The organism is Pseudomonas kairouanensis (assembly GCF_004682055.1).
GTDB lineage: Bacteria > Pseudomonadota > Gammaproteobacteria > Pseudomonadales > Pseudomonadaceae > Aquipseudomonas > Aquipseudomonas kairouanensis.
Genome location: NZ_QUZU01000053.1, coordinates 1 through 21,429 on the forward strand (window position 1 = coordinate 1; position 21,429 = coordinate 21,429).

The following is a 21,429-nucleotide window of genomic DNA, read 5'->3' on the forward strand; positions in this document are numbered from 1 at the left end:
GTGGGTCAGCCAATGAATCTGTTGACTGACTCTGCGCATTCGCGAGCAAGCCCGCTCCCACATTTTGATCTGTGTTGTGTCAGGCGGGTTTTCATCAGCGCAAAAAAACGCCCCGAACCAGTCGGGGCGTGATTGTTGTGCGGCACTGCGGTTAGCTCTGTAGTGGTTCCGCCGTGGCCGTGTACGCGGTGCTTAGTGGAACTGCTCTTCTTCAGTCGAACCGGTCAGCGCGGTCACGGACGAGGTGCCGCCCTGGATCACGGTGGTCATGTCGTCGAAGTAGCCGGTGCCCACTTCCTGCTGGTGCGCCACGAAGGTGTAGCCCTTGGCGGCGTCAGCGAACTCTTGCTCTTGCAGCTTCACGTAGGCGGTCATGTCGTTGCGGGCGTAGTCGTGCGCCAGGTTGAACATGCTGTGCCACATGTTGTGAATGCCGGCCAGGGTGATGAACTGGTGCTTGTAGCCCATGGCAGACAGTTCGCGCTGGAACTTGGCGATGGTCGCGTCGTCCAGGTTCTTCTTCCAGTTGAAAGAAGGCGAGCAGTTGTAGGACAGCAGTTGGTCCGGGTATTCCTTTTTGATCGCTTCGGCGAAACGACGGGCTTCGTCCAGGTCCGGTTTGGCGGTTTCGCACCAGATCAGGTCGGCGTACGGCGCGTAGGCCAGGCCGCGGGCGATGGCCTGGTCGAGACCGGCACGCACTTTATAGAAGCCTTCCTGGGTGCGCTCGCCGGTGACGAACGGCTGGTCGTACGGGTCGCAGTCCGAAGTCAGCAGGTCTGCTGCGTTGGCGTCGGTACGGGCCAGGATGATGGTCGGCGTGCCGGCAACGTCAGCGGCCAGGCGGGCAGCGGTCAGCTTCTGTACGGCTTCCTGGGTTGGAACCAATACTTTGCCGCCCATGTGGCCGCATTTTTTCACGGAAGCCAGTTGGTCTTCGAAGTGCACGCCGGCAGCGCCTGCCTCGATCATGCTCTTCATCAGCTCGTAGGCGTTCAGTACGCCACCGAAACCGGCTTCGGCGTCAGCCACGATTGGCGCGAAGTAGTCGATGTAGCCTTCGTCGCCTGGGTTCTTGCCGGCTTTCCACTGGATCTGGTCGGCACGACGGAACGAGTTGTTGATGCGCTTGACCACGGTTGGCACCGAGTCCACCGGGTACAGCGATTGGTCGGGGTACATGGATTCAGCGGAGTTGTTGTCCGCAGCCACTTGCCAGCCGGACAGGTAGATCGCCTGGATACCGGCTTTTACCTGTTGGACTGCCTGGCCACCAGTAAGGGCGCCCATGCAGTTTACGAAATCTTTGTCGGGACGGAAGGACGGCTTGGCACCTTGGGTGACCAGGTTCCACAGCTTCTCGGCGCCGAGTTTTGCGAAGGTGTGCTCGGGTTGAACCGAGCCACGCAGGCGGACGACGTCAGCAGCGGAATAAGCGCGGGTTACGCCTTTCCAGCGTGGGTTTTCAGCCCAATCTTTTTCGAGGGCTGCAATTTGCTGTTCGCGTGTCAGTGCCATGGGGAAAAACCTCGTCGCGTCTTGTTTGGAAGTATCCGTTTGCCAGCCATGCATTCGTTGCGTGGGCAGGGCTGCTCGCTGACCAGAAGCTTAGGCGGTCATGTCGGGTCTGGCGGGGAAGGCGACGGGATGAACGATTGGCTCAAGGGGGGGAGTTGAGCAGGTAGGGGCGAACTGCGGGCAGTCTTCGGGCGTCGTGGGCCTTTGTACGATCCATCAGTGTGTTGCCGGGTTACCTGGTTAGCTTCCGTCCCTCGGGACAACTTCGTTCCAGTCGCAACCTCGTCAAACACGCCTTGTGGGCGGTACAGACACGAATCGGCTCAGGTGGGTAGCTTAGAGCGGCGATCCGAAGGCCCTTGCCAGGGCCCCTGATTAGCGGGAGCGAGGCCATCATGCCCATGCTTTTTTGGATCGTCAAATGTTTTGTAGTGCTTTTTTTATGGCACTACATCTTTAGTCTAAGGCGACTCATCAGTCAGTTTTTGGTGCTTCAGTTCAGGGTGTCGACCTTGACCCGCAAAGTCAGGTCATCCCGGCCCTGGGTAGAGTAGGTGCGGGTTGTAGAGGATTTATCGGCCTGAGTCTGGCGGTTGATGCCGGCCAGGGTGATCCATTCACCCAGGCGACCGCTGATAGTTGTGTCGGTACTTTGTACGTTCACTACATCGGGACGTTCCTGGCTCATGCGGTCACGGTTAGTACTGATGGCCAAGTGCACGGTCTCGCCGGTGACGCTTGCGGTCACGTAGAAGCCCTGGGTCACGTTGCGGTACTGGGTCTGGTTTTGCAGGCGGCCGTAGCTGTCTTGTTGGGTGGTGGTGAGTTGCACGCTCTGGCCAACCTGGATCAGCGCCGGCACGCCTTCGCTGGCCTGGATCTGTTGGATGCCGCCGTCTCGGCTGGTGGTGCCGTAGCTGATGATGCGGGTCTGGCTGTTGCCGCTGTTCTGTTGGTTGGTTTCGTTGGTGTCGACGGTGATCAGCAGGCGCTTGGCCGGTGTGTCCAGTTGGGCGAGCAGGGCGCGTAGGTCCTGGATCTTGCCGGGGTCTGCGTTGACGATAAGTTGGTTGCCGTAGGCGCTGACGGTGCCGTCCTTGCCGATGAAATTCTGTGCTACAGGCAGCAGGTCAGCGCTGGTGCGATTGCTCAGGTTGACCACTTCGGTGTCGGCCATCGCCGAGGCGCTGACGGTCAGGAGCAGGGCGGTGAGCAGGGTGCGTAGGGACATGTCCGTTATCTCTGCGAGTCATTTGGGCTTGATAGTGCCAGTTTGTCGGCCGGGCGGGGTGCTTGTTGAATCGTAGACGGCAAAATGCCCTGGCAAGGCAGGGCATTTGTAGTGCTGCTGAAATAGCTTTCGCGAGCAAGCCCGCTCTCACATTTGACTGAGTGCATCCCTTGGAATGCGGTCAAAATGTGGGAGCGGGCTTGCTCGCGAAAGGCGCGACTCGGTCTTGGATCAGCCCCCGCGCACCATATCCACATGCGGAATCCCGACCTCAAGAAACTCATCGCTGACGATCTTGAAACCCAGTCGCTCATAGAACGGCGCCGCATAAACCTGCGCGCTCAGAAACTGCTTGGTCTGGCCGCGTTGCTCGGCCACGCCAATCACCGCTTCCATCAGCTTGTCGCCAACCTTAAGCCCGCGCCAATCCTTGAGCACCGACACGCGACCAATCTCGCCACTGGGCAGCAGGCGTGCGGTGCCAATCGGAAAGTCGCCTTCGAATGCGAGGAAATGCACCGCATCGGCGTCATCTGCATCCCATTCCAGCTCAGGTGGAACCGATTGCTCAGCGATAAATACCGCTTCACGAATGCGCCGTATCTCAGCGATATCCTTTTGCCAGTCTGCGACACTTACGTGAATCTTATTCATCGGCAAACCCCAGGCTTCCTTGCTTGACCAGTTCACACAACAGGTCACGGCCGTCTTCGTCCGCCAGCCACGGGCCGAGATTTTCGGCGTGCAGGGCATCGGCAGCGCAAATCAGCTTCAACAGTTCGCGCAGTTTACCCGGCAAGTAACGGCTCTGGCCGCTGGCGAACAGCAGCACGTCGTCGTCCACTTCCGACCAGGCCATGCGTGCGCTTGGGTTGCGCACCAGGATTGCGCCGTCTTCGAGCGCGCTGATGAAGTCTTCCTCGCCCAACTCTTCACCTGCCACCAGTTCCGGATAGCGCGGCTCGGTCATGAATTGGCCGAACCAGGTCAGCAGCATGCGCTCGTCGCTCATGTGTTCGGCCAGCAGGCTTTTCAAGCGATCCAGGGCGTCGCTCTGGATCTGGTGTGGGTCGCTGACCGGTTGGGCGTCGGCGTCGGTGTAACGCTCCTCGTCCGTCAGGTACTGGCTGAGGAAGTCGGTGAAGTGGGTCAGCACTTCGGCCGCGCTTGGTGCGCGAAAGCCCACGGAGTAAGTCATGCAGTCATCTTCGGCGATGCCGAAGTGGGCCAGCCGCGGCGGCAGGTAAAGCATGTCGCCCGGTTCCAGCACCCATTCGGCGCTTTCTTCGAATTCGGCGAGGATGCGCAGGTCGGCGTGTTGCAGCAGCGGGCTTTCGGAGTTGCACATCTGGCCGATCTTCCAGTTGCGCTTACCCTGGGCTTGCAGCAGGAACACATCGTAGTTGTCGAAGTGCGGGCCAACGCTGCCGCCAGGTGCGGCAAAGCTGATCATCACATCGTCAATGCGCCAGCTTGGCAAAAAGCGGAACTGCTCCAGCAGCTCGGCGACTTCCGGCACGAACTGGTCAACGGCCTGCACCAGCAGGGTCCACTCGCGTTCCGGCAGGGTGCTGAAGGCATCTTCGGCGAACGGGCCGCGACGCAGTTCCCATGGACGTTCGCCGTGTTCGATCACCAGGCGCGACTCAACTTCTTCTTCCAGGGCCAGGCCGGCCAGTTCGTCGGCGTCGATCGGGCTTTCGAAATCCGGGATGGCCTGGCGGATCAGCAGCGGTTTTTTCTGCCAGTAGTCGCGCAGGAATTCCCGTGCCGTGATGCCGCCCAGAAGTTGAAGAGGGATGTCAGGATTCATGTGTAACCTATTGAAAGAGAGCACTTTTCAGACTGGAATAAAAACGCCCGGCGCGGCCGGGCGTCTCAAGGAGCTTGCTTGGATCAGATGCGCTTGGCTTGTGCCACGGCGTTGCCGATGTAGTTGGCCGGGGTGAGCAGTTTCAGCTCGGCCTTGGCAGCGGCTGGCATGTCCAGGCCGTCGATGAAAGTTTGCAGCGCTTCGGGGCTGATGCCCTTGCCGCGCGTCAATTCTTTCAGCTTCTCGTAGGGGTTTTCGATGTTGTAGCGGCGCATCACGGTCTGGATCGGCTCGGCCAAAACTTCCCAGCAGGCGTCCAGGTCAGCGGCGATCTTCTGCTCGTTGAGCTCAAGCTTGCTGATGCCTTTGAGGCTGGCTTCGTACGCGATCACGCTATGAGCGAAGCCCACGCCGAGGTTGCGCAGTACAGTGGAGTCGGTCAGGTCGCGCTGCCAGCGGGAGATCGGCAACTTGCTGGCCAGGTGCTGGAACAGAGCGTTGGCGATGCCGAGGTTGCCTTCGGAGTTTTCAAAGTCGATCGGGTTGACCTTGTGCGGCATGGTCGACGAACCGATTTCACCGGCAATGGTGCGCTGCTTGAAGTAGCCCAGGGAGATGTAGCCCCAGATATCGCGATCGAAGTCGATCAGGATGGTGTTGAAGCGCGCAATGGCGTCGAACAGCTCGGCAATGTAGTCGTGCGGTTCGATCTGGGTGGTGTAGGGGTTGAAACCCAGGCCAAGCTCGTCTTCGATGAAGGCGCGGGCGTTTTCTTCCCAGTCGATCTCAGGGTAGGCCGAGAGGTGGGCGTTGTAGTTGCCCACGGCGCCGTTGATCTTGCCCAGCAGTGGCACGGCGGCGACTTGAGCGATTTGGCGCTCCAGGCGGTACACCACGTTGGCCAGCTCTTTACCCAGGGTGGTCGGCGAGGCCGGCTGACCGTGGGTGCGCGACAGCATCGGTACGTCGGCAAAGCGGATGGCCAGTTCGCGGATGGCGTTGGCGGTCTGGCGCATCAGTGGCAGCATCACGTCATCACGGCCTTCGCGCAGCATCAGGGCGTGGGACAGGTTGTTGATGTCCTCGCTGGTGCAGGCAAAGTGGATGAACTCGCTGACAGCGGCCAGTTCCGGCAGCTTGGCCGCTTGCTCTTTGAGCAGGTATTCGATGGCTTTGACGTCGTGGTTGGTGGTGCGCTCGATTTCTTTCACACGCTCGGCGTGTTCCAGGGAGAAGTTTTCCGCCAGGGTGTTGAGCACAGCGTTCGCTTCGGCGGAAAACGCCGGCACTTCGCTGATGGCGGGGTGAGCGGCCAGGCGCTGGAGCCAGCGCACTTCAACCAGAACACGAGCACGGATCAGGCCGTATTCGCTGAAAATAGGGCGCAGGGCCTGGGTTTTGCCGGCGTAGCGGCCGTCAACAGGGGAAACCGCAGTGAGCGAAGAGAGCTGCATGGGGTGTTCTCGGACAGTCGGGCAACGAAATGGGGCGCGTATCATACATGAAAAAATCCGCCGGTCCGTCGCCAACTGACCGGCGTATTACGCGTAACGCTTGAAAATAACGCTGTTGCTGCGACTTATTCGTTGCGCATCAACGGGTAAAGCTCTTTAAGCAATTTGCGTCGGCTGATGACCAGCTGCCAACGATGACCGCCCAACTGACGCCACAACCGCGCCGAACGAATACCGGCCAACAGCAGGGCGCGGATTTTCGAGGCGTTATTTGGTTGTTGCAGGTTGCGCATATCGCCGTGCACCTGGATGCGTTGGCGCAGGGTGCTCAAGGTGTCCTGGTACAGCGCACCGCAGGCGGCGATCACGTTTTCGTGGGCCGGACCGAAGTGTTCTACCTGGGATTGAATCTGTGGCAGGCGCTTGCCGATGACTTCCAGCATGTCCTCGCGCTTGGCCAGTTGGCGCTCAAGGCCGAGCATCGACAGGGCGTAGCGCAACGGTTCGCGCTGCAGGGTGCTGGGGTCGCGTTCCAGGGCGCCGATCAGGGCGCGGTAACCTTCGCGTAGCGCGATGTCGTCGCCGCCGTAGACTTCCAGGGTGTCCTTTGGGTCACGGATCAGCAGGCTGCCGAGCATGCAGGTCAGGCCTGCCTCGGTCACCTGGCCGGTCTTGGCGATCTTGTCCACCAGAACGGCGGCGAGAAAAACCCCGCCCAGTGCCGTCAGTTGCTCCTGGGTCGGGCTCATGCCTTGTGGCTCCAGGCTTGCGCAACTTCAATCACGCCGCCGCCCAGGCAGATTTCGCCGTCGTAGAACACCACGGACTGGCCAGGGGTGACCGCGCGCTGCGGGTCATCAAAGGTGGCGCGATAGCCGGTAGCGGTCTTTTCCAGCGTGCACGGCTGGTCGCTCTGGCGATAGCGCACCTTGGCGGTCAGGCGGCGCGGGGTGCTCAGGTCGATCGGGTTGACCCAATAGATTTCCGAGGCGAGCAGGGCGCCGGAGAACAATAGTGGATGCTCGTTGCCCTGGCCGACGATCAGCTCGTTGTTCTCAAGGTCTTTGACCAGCACGTACCACGGCTCTTCGCCGGCGTCTTTCAAGCCGCCGATGCCCAGGCCCTGGCGCTGGCCGATGGTGTGGTACATCAGGCCGTGGTGGCGGCCGATGACTTCACCGTCGGTGGTTTTGATTTCGCCCGGTTGCGCCGGCAGGTATTGCTTGAGGAAGTCGCTGAAGCGGCGCTCGCCAATAAAGCAGATCCCCGTGGAATCCTTCTTCTTGGCGGTGGCCAGGCCGTGTTTCTCGGCGATCTTGCGCACTTCGGGTTTTTCCAGCTCGCCTACCGGGAACAGGGTCTTGGCGATCTGTTCACCGCCGACGGCATGCAGGAAGTAGCTCTGGTCTTTGTTCGGGTCCAGGCCTTTGAGCAGTTCGGTGCGGCCATCGATATCGCGACGGCGCACGTAGTGGCCCGTGGCTATCAGGTCGGCGCCGAGCATCATGGCGTAGTCGAGGAACGCCTTGAACTTGATTTCACGGTTGCACAGGATGTCCGGGTTCGGCGTGCGGCCAGCCTTGTATTCGGCCAGGAAGTGCTCGAACACGTTGTCCCAGTACTCGGCGGCAAAGTTGGCGGTGTGCAGCTTGATACCGATTTTGTCGCACACGGCCTGGGCGTCCGCCAGGTCGTCCATGGCGGTGCAGTACTCCGTTCCATCGTCTTCTTCCCAGTTCTTCATGAACAGGCCTTCCACCTCATAACCCTGCTCCATGAGCAGAACGGCGGAAACGGAAGAATCCACGCCGCCGGACATGCCGACGATGACGCGCTTCTTTTGTGTGTCAGAAGGGGCTGGATCACGCATAGGGTTTCAACGGGTGTCTTGAAAAAGGACGCGATTCTATCAGGCTGCGGCCTCTAAGGCTAAAGAGAAGGGCGGATCAATTCGAGACTGTGGCGCTGGCCGGCTAGATAATCATCGATACAGCGGATGATCAGCTCGCTGCGCCAGTCGTCGCGCGCGGCCATCAGCTCCTCTCGGGTCAGCCAGCGGGCGCGGATGATGCCTTCGTCGAGTTGATAGTCCGGGTGGTGTTTGAGGGCTTTGGCCATAAAGCAGACCCTTTGGTAGGTCACGTCATTGCTGGGGGCGGTGTACAGGTAGATGCCCACGATGCCGGTGGCTTCGACGTCCCAGCCGGTTTCTTCGAGGGTTTCGCGTACGGCGGCGTCTGTGAGGGTTTCGTGCGGGTCGAGGTGGCCGGCGGGCTGGTTGAGTACGGCGCGACCGCCTTTGAGCTCTTCGACCATCAGGAAGCGGCCGTTGTCCTCGACGATGGTGGCGACGGTGATGTGGGGTTGCCAGGTCATGGTTGCCTCGATGCGGTTTGTTGGCTTGAGTGCAGTCAATGTGGGAGGGGGCTTGCCCCCGATTGCAGTATGTCAGCCAATATACCTGTGGCTGATACACCGCAATCGGGAGCAAGCCCCCTCCCACATTTTGATCCGGTTTATTCAGCAATAACTCGGTGTCCACAAAAAGAAACCCCGGCACTAGGCCGGGGCTTCTTTGCATCCCTACAACCTTACTTCAACTTGGCAATTGCCGCATTGAGGGTGTTGCTTGGGCGCATGGCCTTGCTGGTCAGCTCTGGGTTCGGCGCGTAGTAGCCGCCGATGTCCACTGGCTTGCCCTGTACGGCGTTGAGTTCGGCAACGATGGTTGCTTCGTTCGCGGTCAGGGTTTTGGCCAGTTCGCCAAACTGCGCTTGCAGTGCAGTGTCTTCAGTCTGGGCGGCCAGGGCTTGTGCCCAGTACAGCGCCAGGTAGAAGTGGCTGCCGCGGTTGTCGATGTTGCCGACTTTGCGCGATGGCGACTTGTTGTTGTCGAGGAACTGGCCAGTGGCCTGGTCCAGGGTCTTGGACAGTACCAGGGCTTTCGGGTTGTTGTACGTCACACCCAAATGCTCAAGGGAGGCCGCCAGGGCCAGGAACTCGCCCAGGGAGTCCCAGCGCAGGAAGTTCTCTTCAACCAGTTGCTGTACGTGCTTCGGAGCCGAACCACCAGCGCCGGTTTCGAACAGGCCACCGCCGTTCATCAGCGGTACGATGGACAGCATCTTGGCGCTGGTACCCAGCTCCATGATCGGGAACAGGTCGGTCAGGTAGTCACGCAGCACGTTACCGGTCACCGAGATGGTGTCCAGGCCCTTGCGGGTGCGTTCCAGGGTGAACTTCATTGCATCGACCGGAGCCATGATGCGGATGTCCAGGCCTTCGGTGTTGTGGTCTTTCAGGTAAGCCTGAACCTTCTCGACCACGACGCCGTCGTGCGCGCGCTGTGGGTCCAGCCAGAAAATAGCCGGGGTGTTGCTGGCGCGGGCACGGTTGACGGCCAGCTTGACCCAGTCCTGGATCGGCGCGTCTTTGGTCTGGCACATGCGGAAGATGTCGCCGGCTTCGACTTTCTGTTCCATCAGCAGGTTGCCCTTGCTGTCGGTGACGCGCACTACGCCGTCAGCCTTGATCTGGAAGGTCTTGTCGTGGGAGCCGTACTCTTCGGCTTTCTTCGCCATCAGGCCAACGTTTGGCACGCTGCCCATGGTGGTTGGGTCAAAGGCGCCATTGGCCTTGCAGTCTTCGATGACCGCCTGGTAGATGGTGGCGTAGCAGCGATCCGGGATCACGGCCTTGGTGTCGTGCAGCTGGCCGTCGGTGCCCCACATTTTGCCGGAGTCACGGATCATGGCCGGCATCGAGGCGTCGACGATCACGTCGCTCGGTACGTGCAGGTTGGTGATGCCTTTGTCGGAGTTGACCATCGCCAGGGAAGGGCGAGCAGCGTAGACCGCCTGGATGTCAGCTTCGATCTGCGCTTGCTGGTCGGCTGGCAGCGCCTTGATGCGCGCGTACAGGTCACCGATGCCGTTGTTCAGATTGAAGCCGATCTGCTCCAGCACGGTGGCGTGCTTGGTCAGGGCGTCTTTATAGAACTCGGCAACGATCTGGCCGAACATGATCGGGTCGGAGACCTTCATCATGGTGGCCTTGAGGTGAACCGACAGCAGTACGCCTTGTTTCTTGGCGTCTTCGATTTCAGCGGCGATGAAGCTGCGCAGGGCTTTTTTGCTCAGTACGGCGGTGTCGATGATCTCGCCAGCCTGTACGGAGGTTTTTTCCTTCAGGACGGTTGCGGTGCCGTCTTGGGCGATCAGTTCGATCTTCACGGCGTCAGCGGCTTCGATCTGTACGGCTTTTTCGCTGCCGTAGAAGTCGCCATTGCTCATGTGAGCGATGTGGGACTTGGAGTCAGCAGCCCAGGCGCCCATTTTGTGCGGGTGCTTGCGGGCGTAGTTCTTGACCGACAGCGGTGCGCGGCGGTCGGAGTTGCCTTCGCGCAGTACCGGGTTCACGGCGCTGCCCTTGACCTTGTCGTAACGTGCACGGGTTTCTTTTTCCGCGTCGGTGGTTACGGTTTCCGGGTAGTCCGGCAGGGCGTAGCCCTGGGCCTGCAGTTCCTTGATCGCGGCTTGCAGCTGCGGGGTCGAGGCGCTGATGTTAGGCAGTTTGATGATGTTGGCTTCAGGCGTAACGGCCAGGTCGCCCAGTTCGGCGAGGTGGTCCGGGATGGCCTTGGCGCCCAGTTGCTCGGGGAAGCTTGCGAGGATGCGCGCGGCGAGGGAGATGTCGCGGGTTTCCACGGCAATATCAGCGGAAGCGGTGAAGGCCTCTACGATAGGCAGCAGTGAATAGGTGGCGAGGGCCGGGGCTTCGTCGGTGAAGGTGTAGATGATCTTCGAGCGGGTGGGCATATTCGGATTAACTCTCTTCTTTGCTGAAAGCGTGCGCAGAAACTCGAGATGCGCCGGGTGGAGCGCGTTCGTTCAAAGTCATCCATGAGCGAAATGTCGAGGTTTCTTCGCGGTGATGTTGGGTTGCATCAGTCGAGCGTCAAGCGTTTGGACTATTGTAATAGTCCTGCTTTCTGGCTGAAGGCTACTGTCTAGAGCGGTCAGCCGTCGTGACTCTTGGGTCAGCGGCGGCATTATACATAGGTCGCTATGCTTACGCCGAGCCTTCATACAAAAGGTGTGTCGTCCATTGGTCTAAAGGTCGCAGCTGCCAAGCTGCGACCAAAGTCGCAAGATGTGCTCAAGATTGGCGATTTTGCCTTTGGTTTCAGGCTTGTAGGCGACTAAATATGCTGTTTTCGATGCAAATGAGCATGGCGCGAGGTTTCAGTCGTCATTTATCTGGAGTAGGCTCGAACGCAGCCAGATGTTCAATCCAAAGATGGAGTTCAGCATGGGATACAAGAAGATTCAGGTTCCAGCCGTCGGCGACAAAATCACCGTCAATGCAGACCATTCTCTCAATGTTCCTGACCAACCGATCATCCCTTATATCGAAGGTGACGGCATCGGCGTCGACATCAGCCCGGTGATGATCAAAGTAGTCGATGCAGCTGTTGAAAAGGCCTACGGCGGCAAGCGCAAAATCTCCTGGATGGAGGTGTATGCCGGCGAAAAGGCGACTCAAGTCTACGACCAGGACACCTGGCTGCCCCAGGAGACCCTGGATGCGGTCAAGGATTACGTGGTTTCTATTAAAGGCCCGCTGACCACCCCGGTAGGCGGTGGCATTCGTTCGCTGAACGTGGCGCTGCGTCAGCAACTCGATTTGTATGTGTGTCTGCGTCCAGTGCGCTGGTTCGAAGGTGTGCCTAGCCCGGTCAAGAAGCCTGGCGACGTGGATATGACCATCTTCCGTGAAAACTCCGAAGATATTTACGCCGGCATTGAATGGAAGGCCGGTTCTGCGGAAGCGATCAAGGTGATCAAGTTCCTCAAGGAGGAAATGGGGGTTACCAAGATCCGTTTCGACCAGGACTGCGGGATTGGCGTGAAGCCCGTCTCTAAAGAGGGCACCAAGCGCCTGGCGCGCAAAGCCCTGCAATATGTGGTGGATAACGATCGCGACTCGCTGACCATCGTGCACAAAGGCAACATCATGAAGTTCACCGAGGGTGCCTTTAAGGAGTGGGCCTACGAGGTGGCGGCCGAGGAGTTTGGCGCCACGCTGCTCGACGGTGGTCCGTGGATGCAATTTACGAGTCCCAAGACTGGCAAGAATGTCGTGGTCAAGGATGCCATCGCCGACGCCATGCTCCAGCAGATCCTGCTGCGCCCAGCGGAATATGATGTGATCGCGACCCTTAACTTGAACGGTGACTATTTGTCCGATGCGCTGGCGGCGGAAGTCGGTGGCATCGGTATTGCGCCAGGGGCTAACCTTTCTGACACCGTGGCGATGTTCGAGGCCACGCATGGGACCGCGCCCAAGTATGCGGGCAAGGATCAGGTCAATCCGGGTTCGTTGATCCTGTCGGCGGAAATGATGCTGCGTCACATGGGCTGGGTAGAGGCGGCCGATCTGATTATCAAGGGTACCAATGGCGCCATCTCGGCCAAGACGGTTACCTATGACTTTGAGCGCTTGATGGATGGCGCGAAGCTGGTGTCATCTTCGGGTTTTGGTGATGCGCTGATTGCGCACATGTAGCAGCGGCGACCTAAAAGCGGCCACTCCAATTTGATTGGCGTGGCCGCTTTTTTGTATTGGCCTGCTCGGTGGCGGGTTAGGCCGTTAGTTTTTTCTCGTTGTGAGCGTGCGGTGCTGTGTTTTTTTCGTGCGCTTCGACTTTCACTGCGTCGATATTCACGGCGTGCAGTCCTTTAGGTCCCTGAATGATTTCAAACGAAACCAGCTGGCCTGCTTTCAGCGTTTTATATCCGTCCATGATGATCGCCGAGTAGTGCGCAAAAAGGTCCTCGGTCTTGCCATCTTCGTTAATGAATCCATAGCCCTTGGCATTGTTGAACCATTTGACCTTGCCTTTGATCTTGACAGCAGACATACCCATATCCCTCTGCACCAGACTCCATCACTGGAGTATCATCCAGTTTATCCGTCCTAACCCGAATAAATTAAGGTTGACTGCGCGGACCTTTTTTACCCACTGTGGGTTCTATTGGTTGTAACACTGATTTGCCGATAGTCAAGGCGACCAGTCGGTCAGAGTTGAAATTCTGACAGGTCGCCCCCACCACTGTATTTGAACCACTGACGAACCTTTCTTTCCATGCATGCAAACAGCCAGATTCGACTAACATTCAATCAGGATCGACCGGATCAGGAACATGATGACGACGGTTCTGCAGGCATTGCTGTTCAGGAGGCCAAGCCTGCCTTACAGGCACCGCCGATGTATAAGGTGGTTTTGTTCAATGATGACTACACACCGATGGATTTCGTGGTCGAAGTGCTCGAGGTGTTTTTTAACCTGAACCGCGAGTTGGCGACCAAGGTAATGCTGGCCGTTCACACAGAAGGACGGGCAGTATGTGGAGTGTTTACCCGCGACATCGCCGAGACAAAGGCCATGCAGGTCAACCAGTACGCCAGGGAAAGCCAGCATCCGCTACTCTGTGAAATCGAGAAGGACGGTTAACGCCGACCACTTGGGTATGAGGTGAAGCTATGTTAAACCGCGAGCTCGAAGTCACCCTCAATCTTGCCTTCAAGGAGGCTCGTTCGAAGCGTCATGAATTCATGACCGTCGAGCACCTGCTGCTGGCTCTATTGGATAACGAAGCTGCCGCCACGGTTCTGCGTGCGTGCGGCGCCAACCTCGACAAACTCAAGCATGACCTGCAGGAGTTTATCGACTCCACTACGCCCCTTATTCCAGTCCACGATGAAGACCGCGAAACCCAGCCAACCCTGGGCTTCCAGCGCGTGCTTCAGCGTGCCGTGTTCCATGTGCAGAGTTCCGGCAAGCGTGAAGTCACCGGCGCCAATGTGCTCGTGGCGATCTTCAGCGAACAGGAAAGCCAGGCAGTGTTCCTGCTCAAGCAGCAGAGCGTTGCCCGTATCGATGTCGTCAACTACATCGCCCACGGTATCTCCAAGGTGCCTGGGCACGGCGATCATTCCGAGGGTGAGCAGGATATGCAGGACGACGAGGGCGGTGAGTCTTCTTCTTCGGGCAATCCATTGGATGCCTATGCCAGCAATCTCAATGAACTGGCGCGCCAGGGGCGGATCGATCCGCTGGTGGGGCGCGAGCTTGAGGTTGAGCGTGTAGCGCAGATCCTTGCGCGTCGTCGCAAGAACAACCCGTTGCTGGTGGGTGAGGCGGGCGTGGGTAAAACCGCAATCGCCGAAGGCCTGGCCAAGCGTATCGTCGACAACCAGGTGCCTGACCTGCTGGCCAACAGCGTCGTCTACTCCCTTGACCTGGGCGCGTTGCTCGCCGGGACCAAGTACCGTGGCGATTTCGAGAAGCGCTTCAAGGCGCTCCTTGGCGAGCTGAAAAAACGCCCGCAGGCGATCCTGTTCATCGATGAGATTCACACCATCATTGGTGCCGGTGCGGCATCCGGTGGGGTGATGGACGCCTCCAACCTGCTCAAGCCGTTGCTGTCGTCGGGTGATATCCGCTGCATCGGCTCGACCACGTTCCAGGAATTTCGCGGCATCTTCGAAAAAGACCGTGCCCTGGCGCGTCGCTTCCAGAAGGTCGATGTGTCCGAGCCTTCGGTTGAAGACACCATTGGCATCCTGCGTGGCCTCAAGGGGCGTTTCGAGGCGCACCACGGCATCGAGTACACCGATGAAGCCCTGCGTTCGGCGGCTGAGCTGGCGTCGCGCTACATCAACGACCGGCATATGCCGGACAAGGCCATCGACGTGATCGACGAGGCGGGTGCCTACCAGCGCCTGCAGCCCGTGGAAAAACGCGTGAAACGCATCGATGTGCCTCAGGTCGAGGATATCGTGGCGAAAATCGCGCGGATTCCTCCAAAACACGTCAACAGTTCCGATAAGGAGCTGCTGCGTAACCTGGAGCGTGACCTCAAGCTCACCGTGTTTGGCCAAGACGCGGCAATCGATGCGCTGTCCACCGCCATCAAGCTTTCCCGTGCGGGCCTCAAGTCGCCGGACAAGCCAGTTGGTTCGTTCCTGTTCGCAGGTCCTACCGGTGTCGGCAAGACCGAAGCGGCGCGTCAGTTGGCCAAGGCCATGGGTATCGAGCTGGTGCGGTTCGACATGTCCGAGTACATGGAGCGGCACACCGTGTCGCGCCTGATCGGTGCGCCGCCGGGCTATGTCGGGTTCGACCAGGGTGGGCTGTTGACCGAGGCGATCACCAAGCAGCCCCATTGCGTACTGCTGCTCGATGAAATCGAGAAGGCTCACCCCGAAGTCTTCAACCTGCTGCTGCAGGTGATGGACCACGGCACCCTGACCGACAACAACGGGCGCAAGGCGGACTTTCGCAACGTGATTGTGATCATGACCACCAACGCCGGTGCCGAGACGGCCGCGCGGGCTTCGATTGGCTTCAGCCATCAGGATCACTCTTCCGATGCGATGGAAGTGATCAAGAAGAGCTTCACGCCGGAGTTCCGCAACCGTCTGGACACCATTATCCAGTTTGGTCGCCTCAGCCATGAGGTCATCAAAAGCGTGGTGGACAAGTTCCTTACCGAGCTTCAGGCGCAGTTGGAAGACAAGCGCGTACAGCTGGAGGTCACGGATGCGGCACGCAGTTGGCTGGCCGAAGGTGGTTACGATGCGGCAATGGGGGCTCGCCCAATGGCGCGTCTGATCCAGGACAAGATCAAGCGGCCGCTGGCCGAGGAGATCCTGTTTGGCGAGCTTTCCGACCATGGCGGCGTGGTGCATATCGATCTGAAGGATGGCGAGCTGACCTTCGAGTTCGAGACCACGGCGGAAATGGCCTGATAGCGGATCGCAACACAGCAAAAGGCGCCGAAAGGCGCCTTTTTGCTGTGTGCGCTATTTCAAAGGCGCAGAAGATCCAATGTGGGAGCGGGCTTGCTCGCGAATGCGGTGCATCAGGTCCGAATGAGTCGCCTGACACACTGCATTCGCGAGCAAGCCCGCTCCCACATTGGATTTGTGGTGTTGGATAAAAAAGTGCACACACACAAAAACGCCCGGCATAACCGGGCGTTTTGTATTGACTTGCTTAGCGAGCGCGGTAAGTGATGCGCCCTTTGCTCAAGTCATAGGGCGTCAGCTCGACGCGCACTTTGTCACCGGTAAGAATACGAATGTAGTTCTTGCGCATCTTGCCGGAGATATGCGCGGTTACGACGTGCCCATTTTCCAACTCCACACGAAACATGGTGTTGGGCAGGGTGTCGACGACAGTGCCTTCCATTTCGAAGCTGTCTTCTTTCGACATGCAGTAAAGCCCTCGGTATCCAGTGAATGGCCCGGTGCAACTGCGCCAGGCAAAAGCGGCGTGCATTGTGCCCGAAAAAGGGTGTTTAAGCCAAGGGGTTCTAGTTAAGCACGACCCATCTTTGATTAATCAGCAGTTCAATGGGCCGATATTGGGTCTTGTAGCTCATCTTTTTGCAGTTTTTGATCCAGTAGCCGAGGTACACCGCCTCCAGTTCCAGGCGCAGTGCTTCGCCGATTTGCCACAGGATCGCGAAGCGTCCCAGGCTGCGGCGTTCTTCGGCCGGTTCGTAGAAGGTGTACACCGCCGACAGGCCGTTAGGCAGCAAGTCCGTCACGGCTACTGCCACCAGGCGACCCTCCGCCCGGAATTCGTAAAAACGCGAGAAGGGCAGTTCCCGTACCAGGAATGTCGAAAACTGGTCGCGGCTGGGCGGGTACATATCACCATCGGCGTGGCGCTGCTCGATATAGCGCTGGTAAAGGTCGAAGTATTCTTCGGTGAACCTTGGCTTGCTCGATGTCACTGTCAGGTCGGCGTTGCGCTTGAGAATGCGCTTCTGATTACGATTCGGCAGAAACTGCGCCACGGGGATACGTGCCGGGACGCAGGCATTACAGTTCTGGCAATGCGGCCGGTACAAATGATCGCCGCTACGCCGAAAGCCCATTTCTGACAGATCGGCGTACACATGCACATCCATAGGCTGGCTGGGGTCGAGGAACAGCGTGGTGGCCTGCTCGTCGGGCAGATAGCTGCAAGAGTGGGGTTGAGTGGCATAAAACTTCAAGCGCGCCAACTCGGTCATGATCAACCCTCGGATAAGCTTTGAAATAAGTGTAAGCCAGGTGCGCGCAAGTCGCCTAGGAAACCCATGGTCCAGCGTTGGGTTGGTCTAGATGGTCGCGCAGGAAACCTGCGAAGTCGCTGCGGGATATGGCGCGGGCACCCAGGCTGTGCAGATGGTCGTTGGGCATCTGACAGTCGATCAAGACAAAGCCCCAGGCCTGCAGTTGGCGGGTGAGGGTGGCGAAGCCGAATTTCGAGGCGTTATCGGCGCGGCTGAACATGGATTCGCCAAAGAACAGCTGGCCCATTGCCAAGCCATACAGGCCCCCCACTAATTTCCCGTCGTCCCATACCTCTACCGAGTGTGCATGGCCACGCCGGTGCAGCTCCAGGTAAGCGCTTTGAATGCCCTCGGTGATCCAGGTGCCGTCCGCATAGGCGCGAGGTGCGGCGCAGGCCTGGATGACGGCGGCGAAATCCTGGTCGAAGGTGACCTGGTAGCGCTGCTGGCGCAATAACTTGCCCAGGCTGCGGGATACATGCAACTCGTCAGGAAATATCACCGTGCGCGGGTCTGGCGACCACCACAGGATGGGCTGGCCCTGCGAAAACCACGGGAAGCAGCCATGACGGTAGGCTTGTACCAGTCGTTCTGCCGACAGATCGCCACCGGCGGCGAGCAGGCCGTTGGGTTCGCGCATGGCCTTGGCCAGCGGGGGGAATGTCAGCGAGTCGCGTTGTAACCAAGTCAGCATGGTGTCCAGGCTTACGGAAGGGGAGGGAGGGGAGTGGCAGGTATGACGCCCGCCTTGGCAGTGCTGATTATTGTCGACGCAGCGCGATCGGGCCAGCCCGAATCCGCCATGGGTGCCAATGGGCGGCTGCAACTCTATGTCGGGGATGTGGTCGTAATCGGGTCTGTAGGATGCAGGCCATTTGCCAAGCTGCCCTGGATTGCTAAAAACAGCTCATAAGCCTTTGTCAGCAAAGACAATGCATGCTCAAATTGATCATGCTGTGACAGGTTGGTTAGCTATGCTGCTGGGTAGTGGGCAAGGGCGTGGCATCGCGGACACAAACCCGTACAATGCGGGCATTGTGGCGCTATCGCCATTCCATCAAGCAATCACCCGGTGTTAAAAGTAGAGTCAACGACACTCGTTCATTTTTCAGCTGCTCGGATTGGGCAGTGTGTGCAGTCATTCAGTCGATGGACGCGCTAAAGGCGCAGGAATAGACCCGTTTTGAAGAAATCCGCCGCAACACCCAAAGCAGCAGTCGTGCCGGCCTGGCGCCAGCACCTGCACTACCGACTCAAGGAAGGTGCGCTGATCGCTATTGGCGCCCTGTGCCTGTTCCTGATGATGGCCTTGCTGACCTATGGCAAGGACGATCCGGGCTGGAGCCACAACAGCAAGATCGAAGACGTGCAGAACTTCGGTGGGCCTGCCGGCTCCTACAGCGCCGATATCCTGTTCATGGTGTTGGGTTACTTCGCCTACATCTTCCCGTTGTTGCTGGCGATCAAGACCTGGCAGATCTTCCGCCAGCGCCACGAGCCGTGGCAGTGGAGCGGCTGGTTGTTCTCCTGGCGCCTGATCGGCCTGGTGTTCCTGGTATTGTCCGGTGCGGCCCTGGCCCATATCCATTTTCATGCACCTACCGGCCTGCCTGCGGGCGCGGGCGGGGCGCTGGGTGAAAGCCTTGGCGACCTGGCGCGCAAGACCCTGAATATCCAGGGCAGCACCCTGATGTTCATCGCGTTGTTCCTGTTTGGTCTCACCGTGTTCACCGACCTGTCATGGTTCAAGGTGATGGACGTGACCGGCAAGATCACGCTCGACTTGCTGGAGCTGTTCCAGGGCGCCGCCAACCGCTGGTGGGCGGCCCGTGTCGATCGCAAGCGCATGGTGGCGCAGCTGCGCGAGGTGGACACCCGGGTCAACGAAGTGGTGGCCCCAAGTACCCCGGACCGCCGTGAGCAGGCCAAGGTCAAGGAACGCCTGATCGAGCGCGAGCAGGCCCTGAGCAAGCACATGTCGGACCGCGAGAAGCAGGTACCGCCGGTGATTGCCCCGGCGCCGCCCAAGCCGCCCGAGCCCAGCCATCGCGTGCAAAAAGAGAAACAGGCGCCGCTGTTCGTCGACAGCGCTGTCGAAGGCACCTTGCCGCCGATCTCGATTCTCGACCCGGCCGAAAAGAAACAGCTCAACTATTCCCCCGAGTCGCTGGCCGCCGTCGGCCACCTGCTGGAAATCAAGCTGAAGGAATTCGGCGTCGAAGTGACCGTGGACTCGATCCACCCCGGCCCCGTGATTACCCGTTACGAAATCCAGCCAGCCGCTGGCGTTAAAGTCAGCCGCATCTCCAACCTGGCGAAAGACCTTGCCCGCTCCCTGGCCGTGACCAGCGTACGTGTGGTCGAGGTGATTCCCGGCAAGACCACCGTGGGTATCGAGATACCCAACGAGGACCGCCAGATCGTGCGCTTCTCCGAAGTGCTCTCGACACCGGAATACGACAACTTCAAATCCCCGGTTACCCTGGCCTTGGGACATGACATCGGCGGCAAGCCGGTGATCACCGACCTGGCAAAAATGCCCCACCTGCTGGTGGCCGGTACTACCGGTTCCGGTAAGTCGGTGGGTGTGAACGCGATGATCCTGTCGATTCTGTTCAAGTCCGGTCCGGACGACGCCAAGCTGATCATGATCGACCCGAAAATGTTGGAGTTGTCGATCTACGAAGGCATTCCCCATCTGCTGTGCCCGGTGGTGACCGACATGAAGGACGCCGCCAACGCTCTGCGCTGGAGCGTGGCCGAGATGGAGCGCCGCTACAAGCTGATGGCGAAGATGGGCGTGCGCAACCTGGCGGGTTTCAACGCCAAGATCAAGGAAGCCCATGAGCGTGGTGAGACCGTCGACGACCCGTTGTACAAGCGCGAAAGCATTCACGACGAAGCGCCGAAGCTGACCAAGCTGCCGACCATCGTGGTGGTGGTGGATGAATTCGCCGACATGATGATGATCGTCGGCAAGAAGGTTGAAGAGCTGATCGCCCGTATCGCCCAGAAAGCGCGGGCTGCCGGTATCCACTTGATCCTCGCCACCCAGCGTCCGTCGGTGGACGTGATCACTGGCCTGATCAAGGCCAACATTCCGACCCGCATGGCGTTCCAGGTGTCGAGCAAGATCGACTCACGGACCATCATCGACCAAGGCGGCGCCGAGCAACTGCTGGGCCACGGTGACATGCTCTACATGCCGCCGGGCACCAGCCTGCCGATCCGCGTGCACGGTGCGTTCGTGTCCGACGATGAAGTGCACCGCGTGGTGGAAGCCTGGAAGCTGCGTGGCGCGCCCGAATACAACGATGACATCCTCAACGGCGTGGAAGAGGCCGGCAGCGGCTTCGAGAGCGGCGGCGGTGGCGGTGACGACGATGCAGAGACCGATGCCCTGTACGACGAGGCCGTGGCCTTTGTGCTCGAAAGCCGCCGCGCCTCTATTTCGGCGGTGCAACGCAAACTCAAGATCGGCTACAACCGCGCCGCCCGCATGATCGAAGCCATGGAAATGGCCGGTGTCGTGACCGCGATGAACACCAACGGCTCGCGTGAAATCATCGCCCCCGGGCAGATGCGCGACTGATCCCGTACCGCGTGGCAGCACGCGGTGCGCCCTGACTACTCAATGAGGACTCCCATGCGTCTTATCCGCATGTTGTTGTTGCCGGCACTGGCCCTGACCGCTGTTTCGGCCCACGCCGATCCGGCTTCCGTCGCCAGCCTGAAGAACCTGTTGGACAAATCCCAAACCCTGACGGCGCGCTTTTCCCAGTTGACCCTGGATGCCGGTGGCACCCAGTTGCAGGAAACCGCAGGCGAGATGGCCGTGCAGCGTCCTGGTTTGTTTTACTGGCACACCGAAGGCAAGGCTGAGCAGACCATCGTGTCGGACGGCCAGAAGGTCACCTTGTGGGACCCTGACCTGGAACAGGCCACCATCAAGAAGCTCGACCCGCGCCTGAACCAGACCCCAGCGTTGCTGCTGTCGGGTGATGTGTCGAAAATCAACGACAGTTTCGACATCACCTCCAAGCAAACCAGCAACGTGATCGAGTTCACCCTCAAGCCAAAATCCAAGGACACCCTGTTCGACACCTTGAACCTGTCCTTCGGTAACGGCGTGATCAACAACATGCGCCTGATCGACAGCGTCGGCCAGCGCACCGATATCCTGTTCACGGGGGTCAAGGCCAACCAGCCGGTGCCTGCTTCCAAGTTCAAGTTCGACATCCCCAAGGGTGCCGACGTGATCCAGGAATAATCTGCAAAGAG

19 protein-coding genes are annotated in these 21,429 nt (G+C 59.2%); 6 read left to right on the forward strand and 13 right to left on the reverse strand.

The window, feature by feature from the left end; translation table 11 throughout:
* Nucleotides 1-192: 192 nt before the first annotated feature.
* The 9 genes from aceA to DYL59_RS27470 all read right to left on the reverse strand — a co-directional run bounded on the left by aceA (nucleotide 193) and on the right by DYL59_RS27470 (nucleotide 10,833).
* Complete coding sequence (aceA, locus tag DYL59_RS27430; RefSeq protein ID WP_003174717.1) at nucleotides 193-1,518, reverse strand: isocitrate lyase; 1,326 nt, start codon at nucleotides 1,516-1,518, stop codon at nucleotides 193-195.
* Nucleotides 1,519-2,011: 493 nt separating this feature from the next.
* A complete protein-coding gene (locus DYL59_RS27435) occupies nucleotides 2,012-2,749 on the reverse strand; it encodes a secretin N-terminal domain-containing protein (protein ID WP_135291960.1) in 738 nt (245 codons plus the stop codon).
* Between the two features lie 231 nt (nucleotides 2,750-2,980).
* Nucleotides 2,981-3,403, reverse strand: a complete 423-nt coding sequence (locus DYL59_RS27440) for a GNAT family N-acetyltransferase (protein WP_135291961.1) — start codon at nucleotides 3,401-3,403, stop codon at nucleotides 2,981-2,983.
* Complete coding sequence (locus DYL59_RS27445) at nucleotides 3,396-4,562, reverse strand: ribosomal protein uL16 3-hydroxylase (RefSeq protein WP_135291962.1); 1,167 nt, start codon at nucleotides 4,560-4,562, stop codon at nucleotides 3,396-3,398. The genes DYL59_RS27440 and DYL59_RS27445 overlap by 8 nt, the downstream gene beginning before the upstream one ends.
* Nucleotides 4,563-4,645: 83 nt before the next feature.
* Complete coding sequence (gene purB / locus DYL59_RS27450) at nucleotides 4,646-6,016, reverse strand: adenylosuccinate lyase (RefSeq protein WP_135291963.1); 1,371 nt, start codon at nucleotides 6,014-6,016, stop codon at nucleotides 4,646-4,648.
* Between the two features lie 125 nt (nucleotides 6,017-6,141).
* Nucleotides 6,142-6,765: a high frequency lysogenization protein HflD gene (hflD, locus tag DYL59_RS27455; RefSeq protein WP_017737157.1), complete on the reverse strand. Its 624-nt coding sequence runs from the start codon at nucleotides 6,763-6,765 to the stop codon at nucleotides 6,142-6,144.
* Nucleotides 6,762-7,886, reverse strand: coding sequence for a tRNA 2-thiouridine(34) synthase MnmA (gene mnmA, locus DYL59_RS27460; protein WP_135291964.1), 1,125 nt, complete (start codon nucleotides 7,884-7,886; stop codon nucleotides 6,762-6,764). The genes hflD and mnmA overlap by 4 nt, the downstream gene beginning before the upstream one ends.
* A 59-nt stretch (nucleotides 7,887-7,945) precedes the next feature.
* Nucleotides 7,946-8,392 (reverse strand): NUDIX hydrolase, encoded by a 447-nt coding sequence (locus DYL59_RS27465; RefSeq protein ID WP_135291965.1) that lies wholly within the window; start codon nucleotides 8,390-8,392, stop codon nucleotides 7,946-7,948.
* 215 nt (nucleotides 8,393-8,607) lie between these two features.
* A complete protein-coding gene (locus tag DYL59_RS27470) occupies nucleotides 8,608-10,833 on the reverse strand; it encodes an NADP-dependent isocitrate dehydrogenase (RefSeq protein ID WP_135291966.1) in 2,226 nt (741 codons plus the stop codon).
* Between the two features lie 493 nt (nucleotides 10,834-11,326).
* Between DYL59_RS27470 and icd the strand changes: the two genes are divergently transcribed.
* The gene (gene icd / locus DYL59_RS27475; protein ID WP_135291967.1) at nucleotides 11,327-12,583 is read left to right on the forward strand and encodes an NADP-dependent isocitrate dehydrogenase; all 1,257 of its coding nucleotides are present in this window, start codon (nucleotides 11,327-11,329) and stop codon (nucleotides 12,581-12,583) included.
* A gap of 76 nt (nucleotides 12,584-12,659) precedes the next feature.
* Here the strand turns inward: icd and cspD are convergent, their stop codons facing one another.
* A complete protein-coding gene (gene cspD / locus DYL59_RS27480; RefSeq protein ID WP_135291968.1) occupies nucleotides 12,660-12,938 on the reverse strand; it encodes a cold shock domain-containing protein CspD in 279 nt (92 codons plus the stop codon).
* A gap of 225 nt (nucleotides 12,939-13,163) precedes the next feature.
* On the opposite strand from cspD, the gene clpS reads away from it, so the two are divergent.
* Nucleotides 13,164-13,532 carry an ATP-dependent Clp protease adapter ClpS gene (gene clpS / locus DYL59_RS27485; RefSeq protein ID WP_005789091.1) on the forward strand — a complete coding sequence of 123 codons (369 nt, stop codon included), beginning with the start codon at nucleotides 13,164-13,166 and terminating at the stop codon, nucleotides 13,530-13,532.
* A gap of 29 nt (nucleotides 13,533-13,561) precedes the next feature.
* Nucleotides 13,562-15,832, forward strand: coding sequence for an ATP-dependent Clp protease ATP-binding subunit ClpA (clpA, locus tag DYL59_RS27490; RefSeq protein ID WP_016975531.1), 2,271 nt, complete (start codon nucleotides 13,562-13,564; stop codon nucleotides 15,830-15,832).
* A 247-nt stretch (nucleotides 15,833-16,079) separates the two neighbouring features.
* Here the strand turns inward: clpA and infA are convergent, their stop codons facing one another.
* The 3 genes from infA to aat all read right to left on the reverse strand — a co-directional run bounded on the left by infA (nucleotide 16,080) and on the right by aat (nucleotide 17,842).
* Nucleotides 16,080-16,298: a translation initiation factor IF-1 gene (gene infA, locus DYL59_RS27495; protein ID WP_002553999.1), complete on the reverse strand. Its 219-nt coding sequence runs from the start codon at nucleotides 16,296-16,298 to the stop codon at nucleotides 16,080-16,082.
* A 100-nt stretch (nucleotides 16,299-16,398) separates the two neighbouring features.
* Nucleotides 16,399-17,106 carry an arginyltransferase gene (locus DYL59_RS27500; RefSeq protein ID WP_135291969.1) on the reverse strand — a complete coding sequence of 236 codons (708 nt, stop codon included), beginning with the start codon at nucleotides 17,104-17,106 and terminating at the stop codon, nucleotides 16,399-16,401.
* Nucleotides 17,107-17,161: 55 nt separating this feature from the next.
* Nucleotides 17,162-17,842: a leucyl/phenylalanyl-tRNA--protein transferase gene (gene aat / locus DYL59_RS27505; protein ID WP_135291970.1), complete on the reverse strand. Its 681-nt coding sequence runs from the start codon at nucleotides 17,840-17,842 to the stop codon at nucleotides 17,162-17,164.
* 42 nt (nucleotides 17,843-17,884) lie between these two features.
* On the opposite strand from aat, the gene DYL59_RS31475 reads away from it, so the two are divergent.
* The 3 genes from DYL59_RS31475 to lolA all read left to right on the forward strand — a co-directional run bounded on the left by DYL59_RS31475 (nucleotide 17,885) and on the right by lolA (nucleotide 21,418).
* Nucleotides 17,885-18,061, forward strand: coding sequence for a hypothetical protein (locus DYL59_RS31475; protein WP_167496726.1), 177 nt, complete (start codon nucleotides 17,885-17,887; stop codon nucleotides 18,059-18,061).
* Nucleotides 18,062-18,331: 270 nt separating this feature from the next.
* Complete coding sequence (locus DYL59_RS27510; RefSeq protein ID WP_135291971.1) at nucleotides 18,332-20,740, forward strand: DNA translocase FtsK; 2,409 nt, start codon at nucleotides 18,332-18,334, stop codon at nucleotides 20,738-20,740.
* Nucleotides 20,741-20,794: 54 nt separating this feature from the next.
* Nucleotides 20,795-21,418 (forward strand): outer membrane lipoprotein periplasmic chaperone LolA, encoded by a 624-nt coding sequence (gene lolA / locus DYL59_RS27515; RefSeq protein ID WP_135291972.1) that lies wholly within the window; start codon nucleotides 20,795-20,797, stop codon nucleotides 21,416-21,418.
* Nucleotides 21,419-21,429: the final 11 nt, after the last annotated feature.

What these genes read in the sequence shown, in the direction of transcription:
- aceA (WP_003174717.1), bottom strand. Translation starts at nt 1,518, where the DNA reads ATGGCACTGACACGCGAACAGCAAATTGCAGCCCTCGAAAAAGATTGG.
- DYL59_RS27435 (WP_135291960.1), bottom strand. Translation starts at nt 2,749, where the DNA reads ATGTCCCTACGCACCCTGCTCACCGCCCTGCTCCTGACCGTCAGCGCC.
- DYL59_RS27440 (WP_135291961.1), bottom strand. Translation starts at nt 3,403, where the DNA reads ATGAATAAGATTCACGTAAGTGTCGCAGACTGGCAAAAGGATATCGCT.
- DYL59_RS27445 (WP_135291962.1), bottom strand. Translation starts at nt 4,562, where the DNA reads ATGAATCCTGACATCCCTCTTCAACTTCTGGGCGGCATCACGGCACGG.
- purB (WP_135291963.1), bottom strand. Translation starts at nt 6,016, where the DNA reads ATGCAGCTCTCTTCGCTCACTGCGGTTTCCCCTGTTGACGGCCGCTAC.
- hflD (WP_017737157.1), bottom strand. Translation starts at nt 6,765, where the DNA reads ATGAGCCCGACCCAGGAGCAACTGACGGCACTGGGCGGGGTTTTTCTC.
- mnmA (WP_135291964.1), bottom strand. Translation starts at nt 7,886, where the DNA reads ATGCGTGATCCAGCCCCTTCTGACACACAAAAGAAGCGCGTCATCGTC.
- DYL59_RS27465 (WP_135291965.1), bottom strand. Translation starts at nt 8,392, where the DNA reads ATGACCTGGCAACCCCACATCACCGTCGCCACCATCGTCGAGGACAAC.
- DYL59_RS27470 (WP_135291966.1), bottom strand. Translation starts at nt 10,833, where the DNA reads ATGCCCACCCGCTCGAAGATCATCTACACCTTCACCGACGAAGCCCCG.
- icd (WP_135291967.1), top strand. Translation starts at nt 11,327, where the DNA reads ATGGGATACAAGAAGATTCAGGTTCCAGCCGTCGGCGACAAAATCACC.
- cspD (WP_135291968.1), bottom strand. Translation starts at nt 12,938, where the DNA reads ATGTCTGCTGTCAAGATCAAAGGCAAGGTCAAATGGTTCAACAATGCC.
- clpS (WP_005789091.1), top strand. Translation starts at nt 13,164, where the DNA reads ATGCATGCAAACAGCCAGATTCGACTAACATTCAATCAGGATCGACCG.
- clpA (WP_016975531.1), top strand. Translation starts at nt 13,562, where the DNA reads ATGTTAAACCGCGAGCTCGAAGTCACCCTCAATCTTGCCTTCAAGGAG.
- infA (WP_002553999.1), bottom strand. Translation starts at nt 16,298, where the DNA reads ATGTCGAAAGAAGACAGCTTCGAAATGGAAGGCACTGTCGTCGACACC.
- DYL59_RS27500 (WP_135291969.1), bottom strand. Translation starts at nt 17,106, where the DNA reads ATGACCGAGTTGGCGCGCTTGAAGTTTTATGCCACTCAACCCCACTCT.
- aat (WP_135291970.1), bottom strand. Translation starts at nt 17,842, where the DNA reads ATGCTGACTTGGTTACAACGCGACTCGCTGACATTCCCCCCGCTGGCC.
- DYL59_RS31475 (WP_167496726.1), top strand. Translation starts at nt 17,885, where the DNA reads ATGACGCCCGCCTTGGCAGTGCTGATTATTGTCGACGCAGCGCGATCG.
- lolA (WP_135291972.1), top strand. Translation starts at nt 20,795, where the DNA reads ATGCGTCTTATCCGCATGTTGTTGTTGCCGGCACTGGCCCTGACCGCT.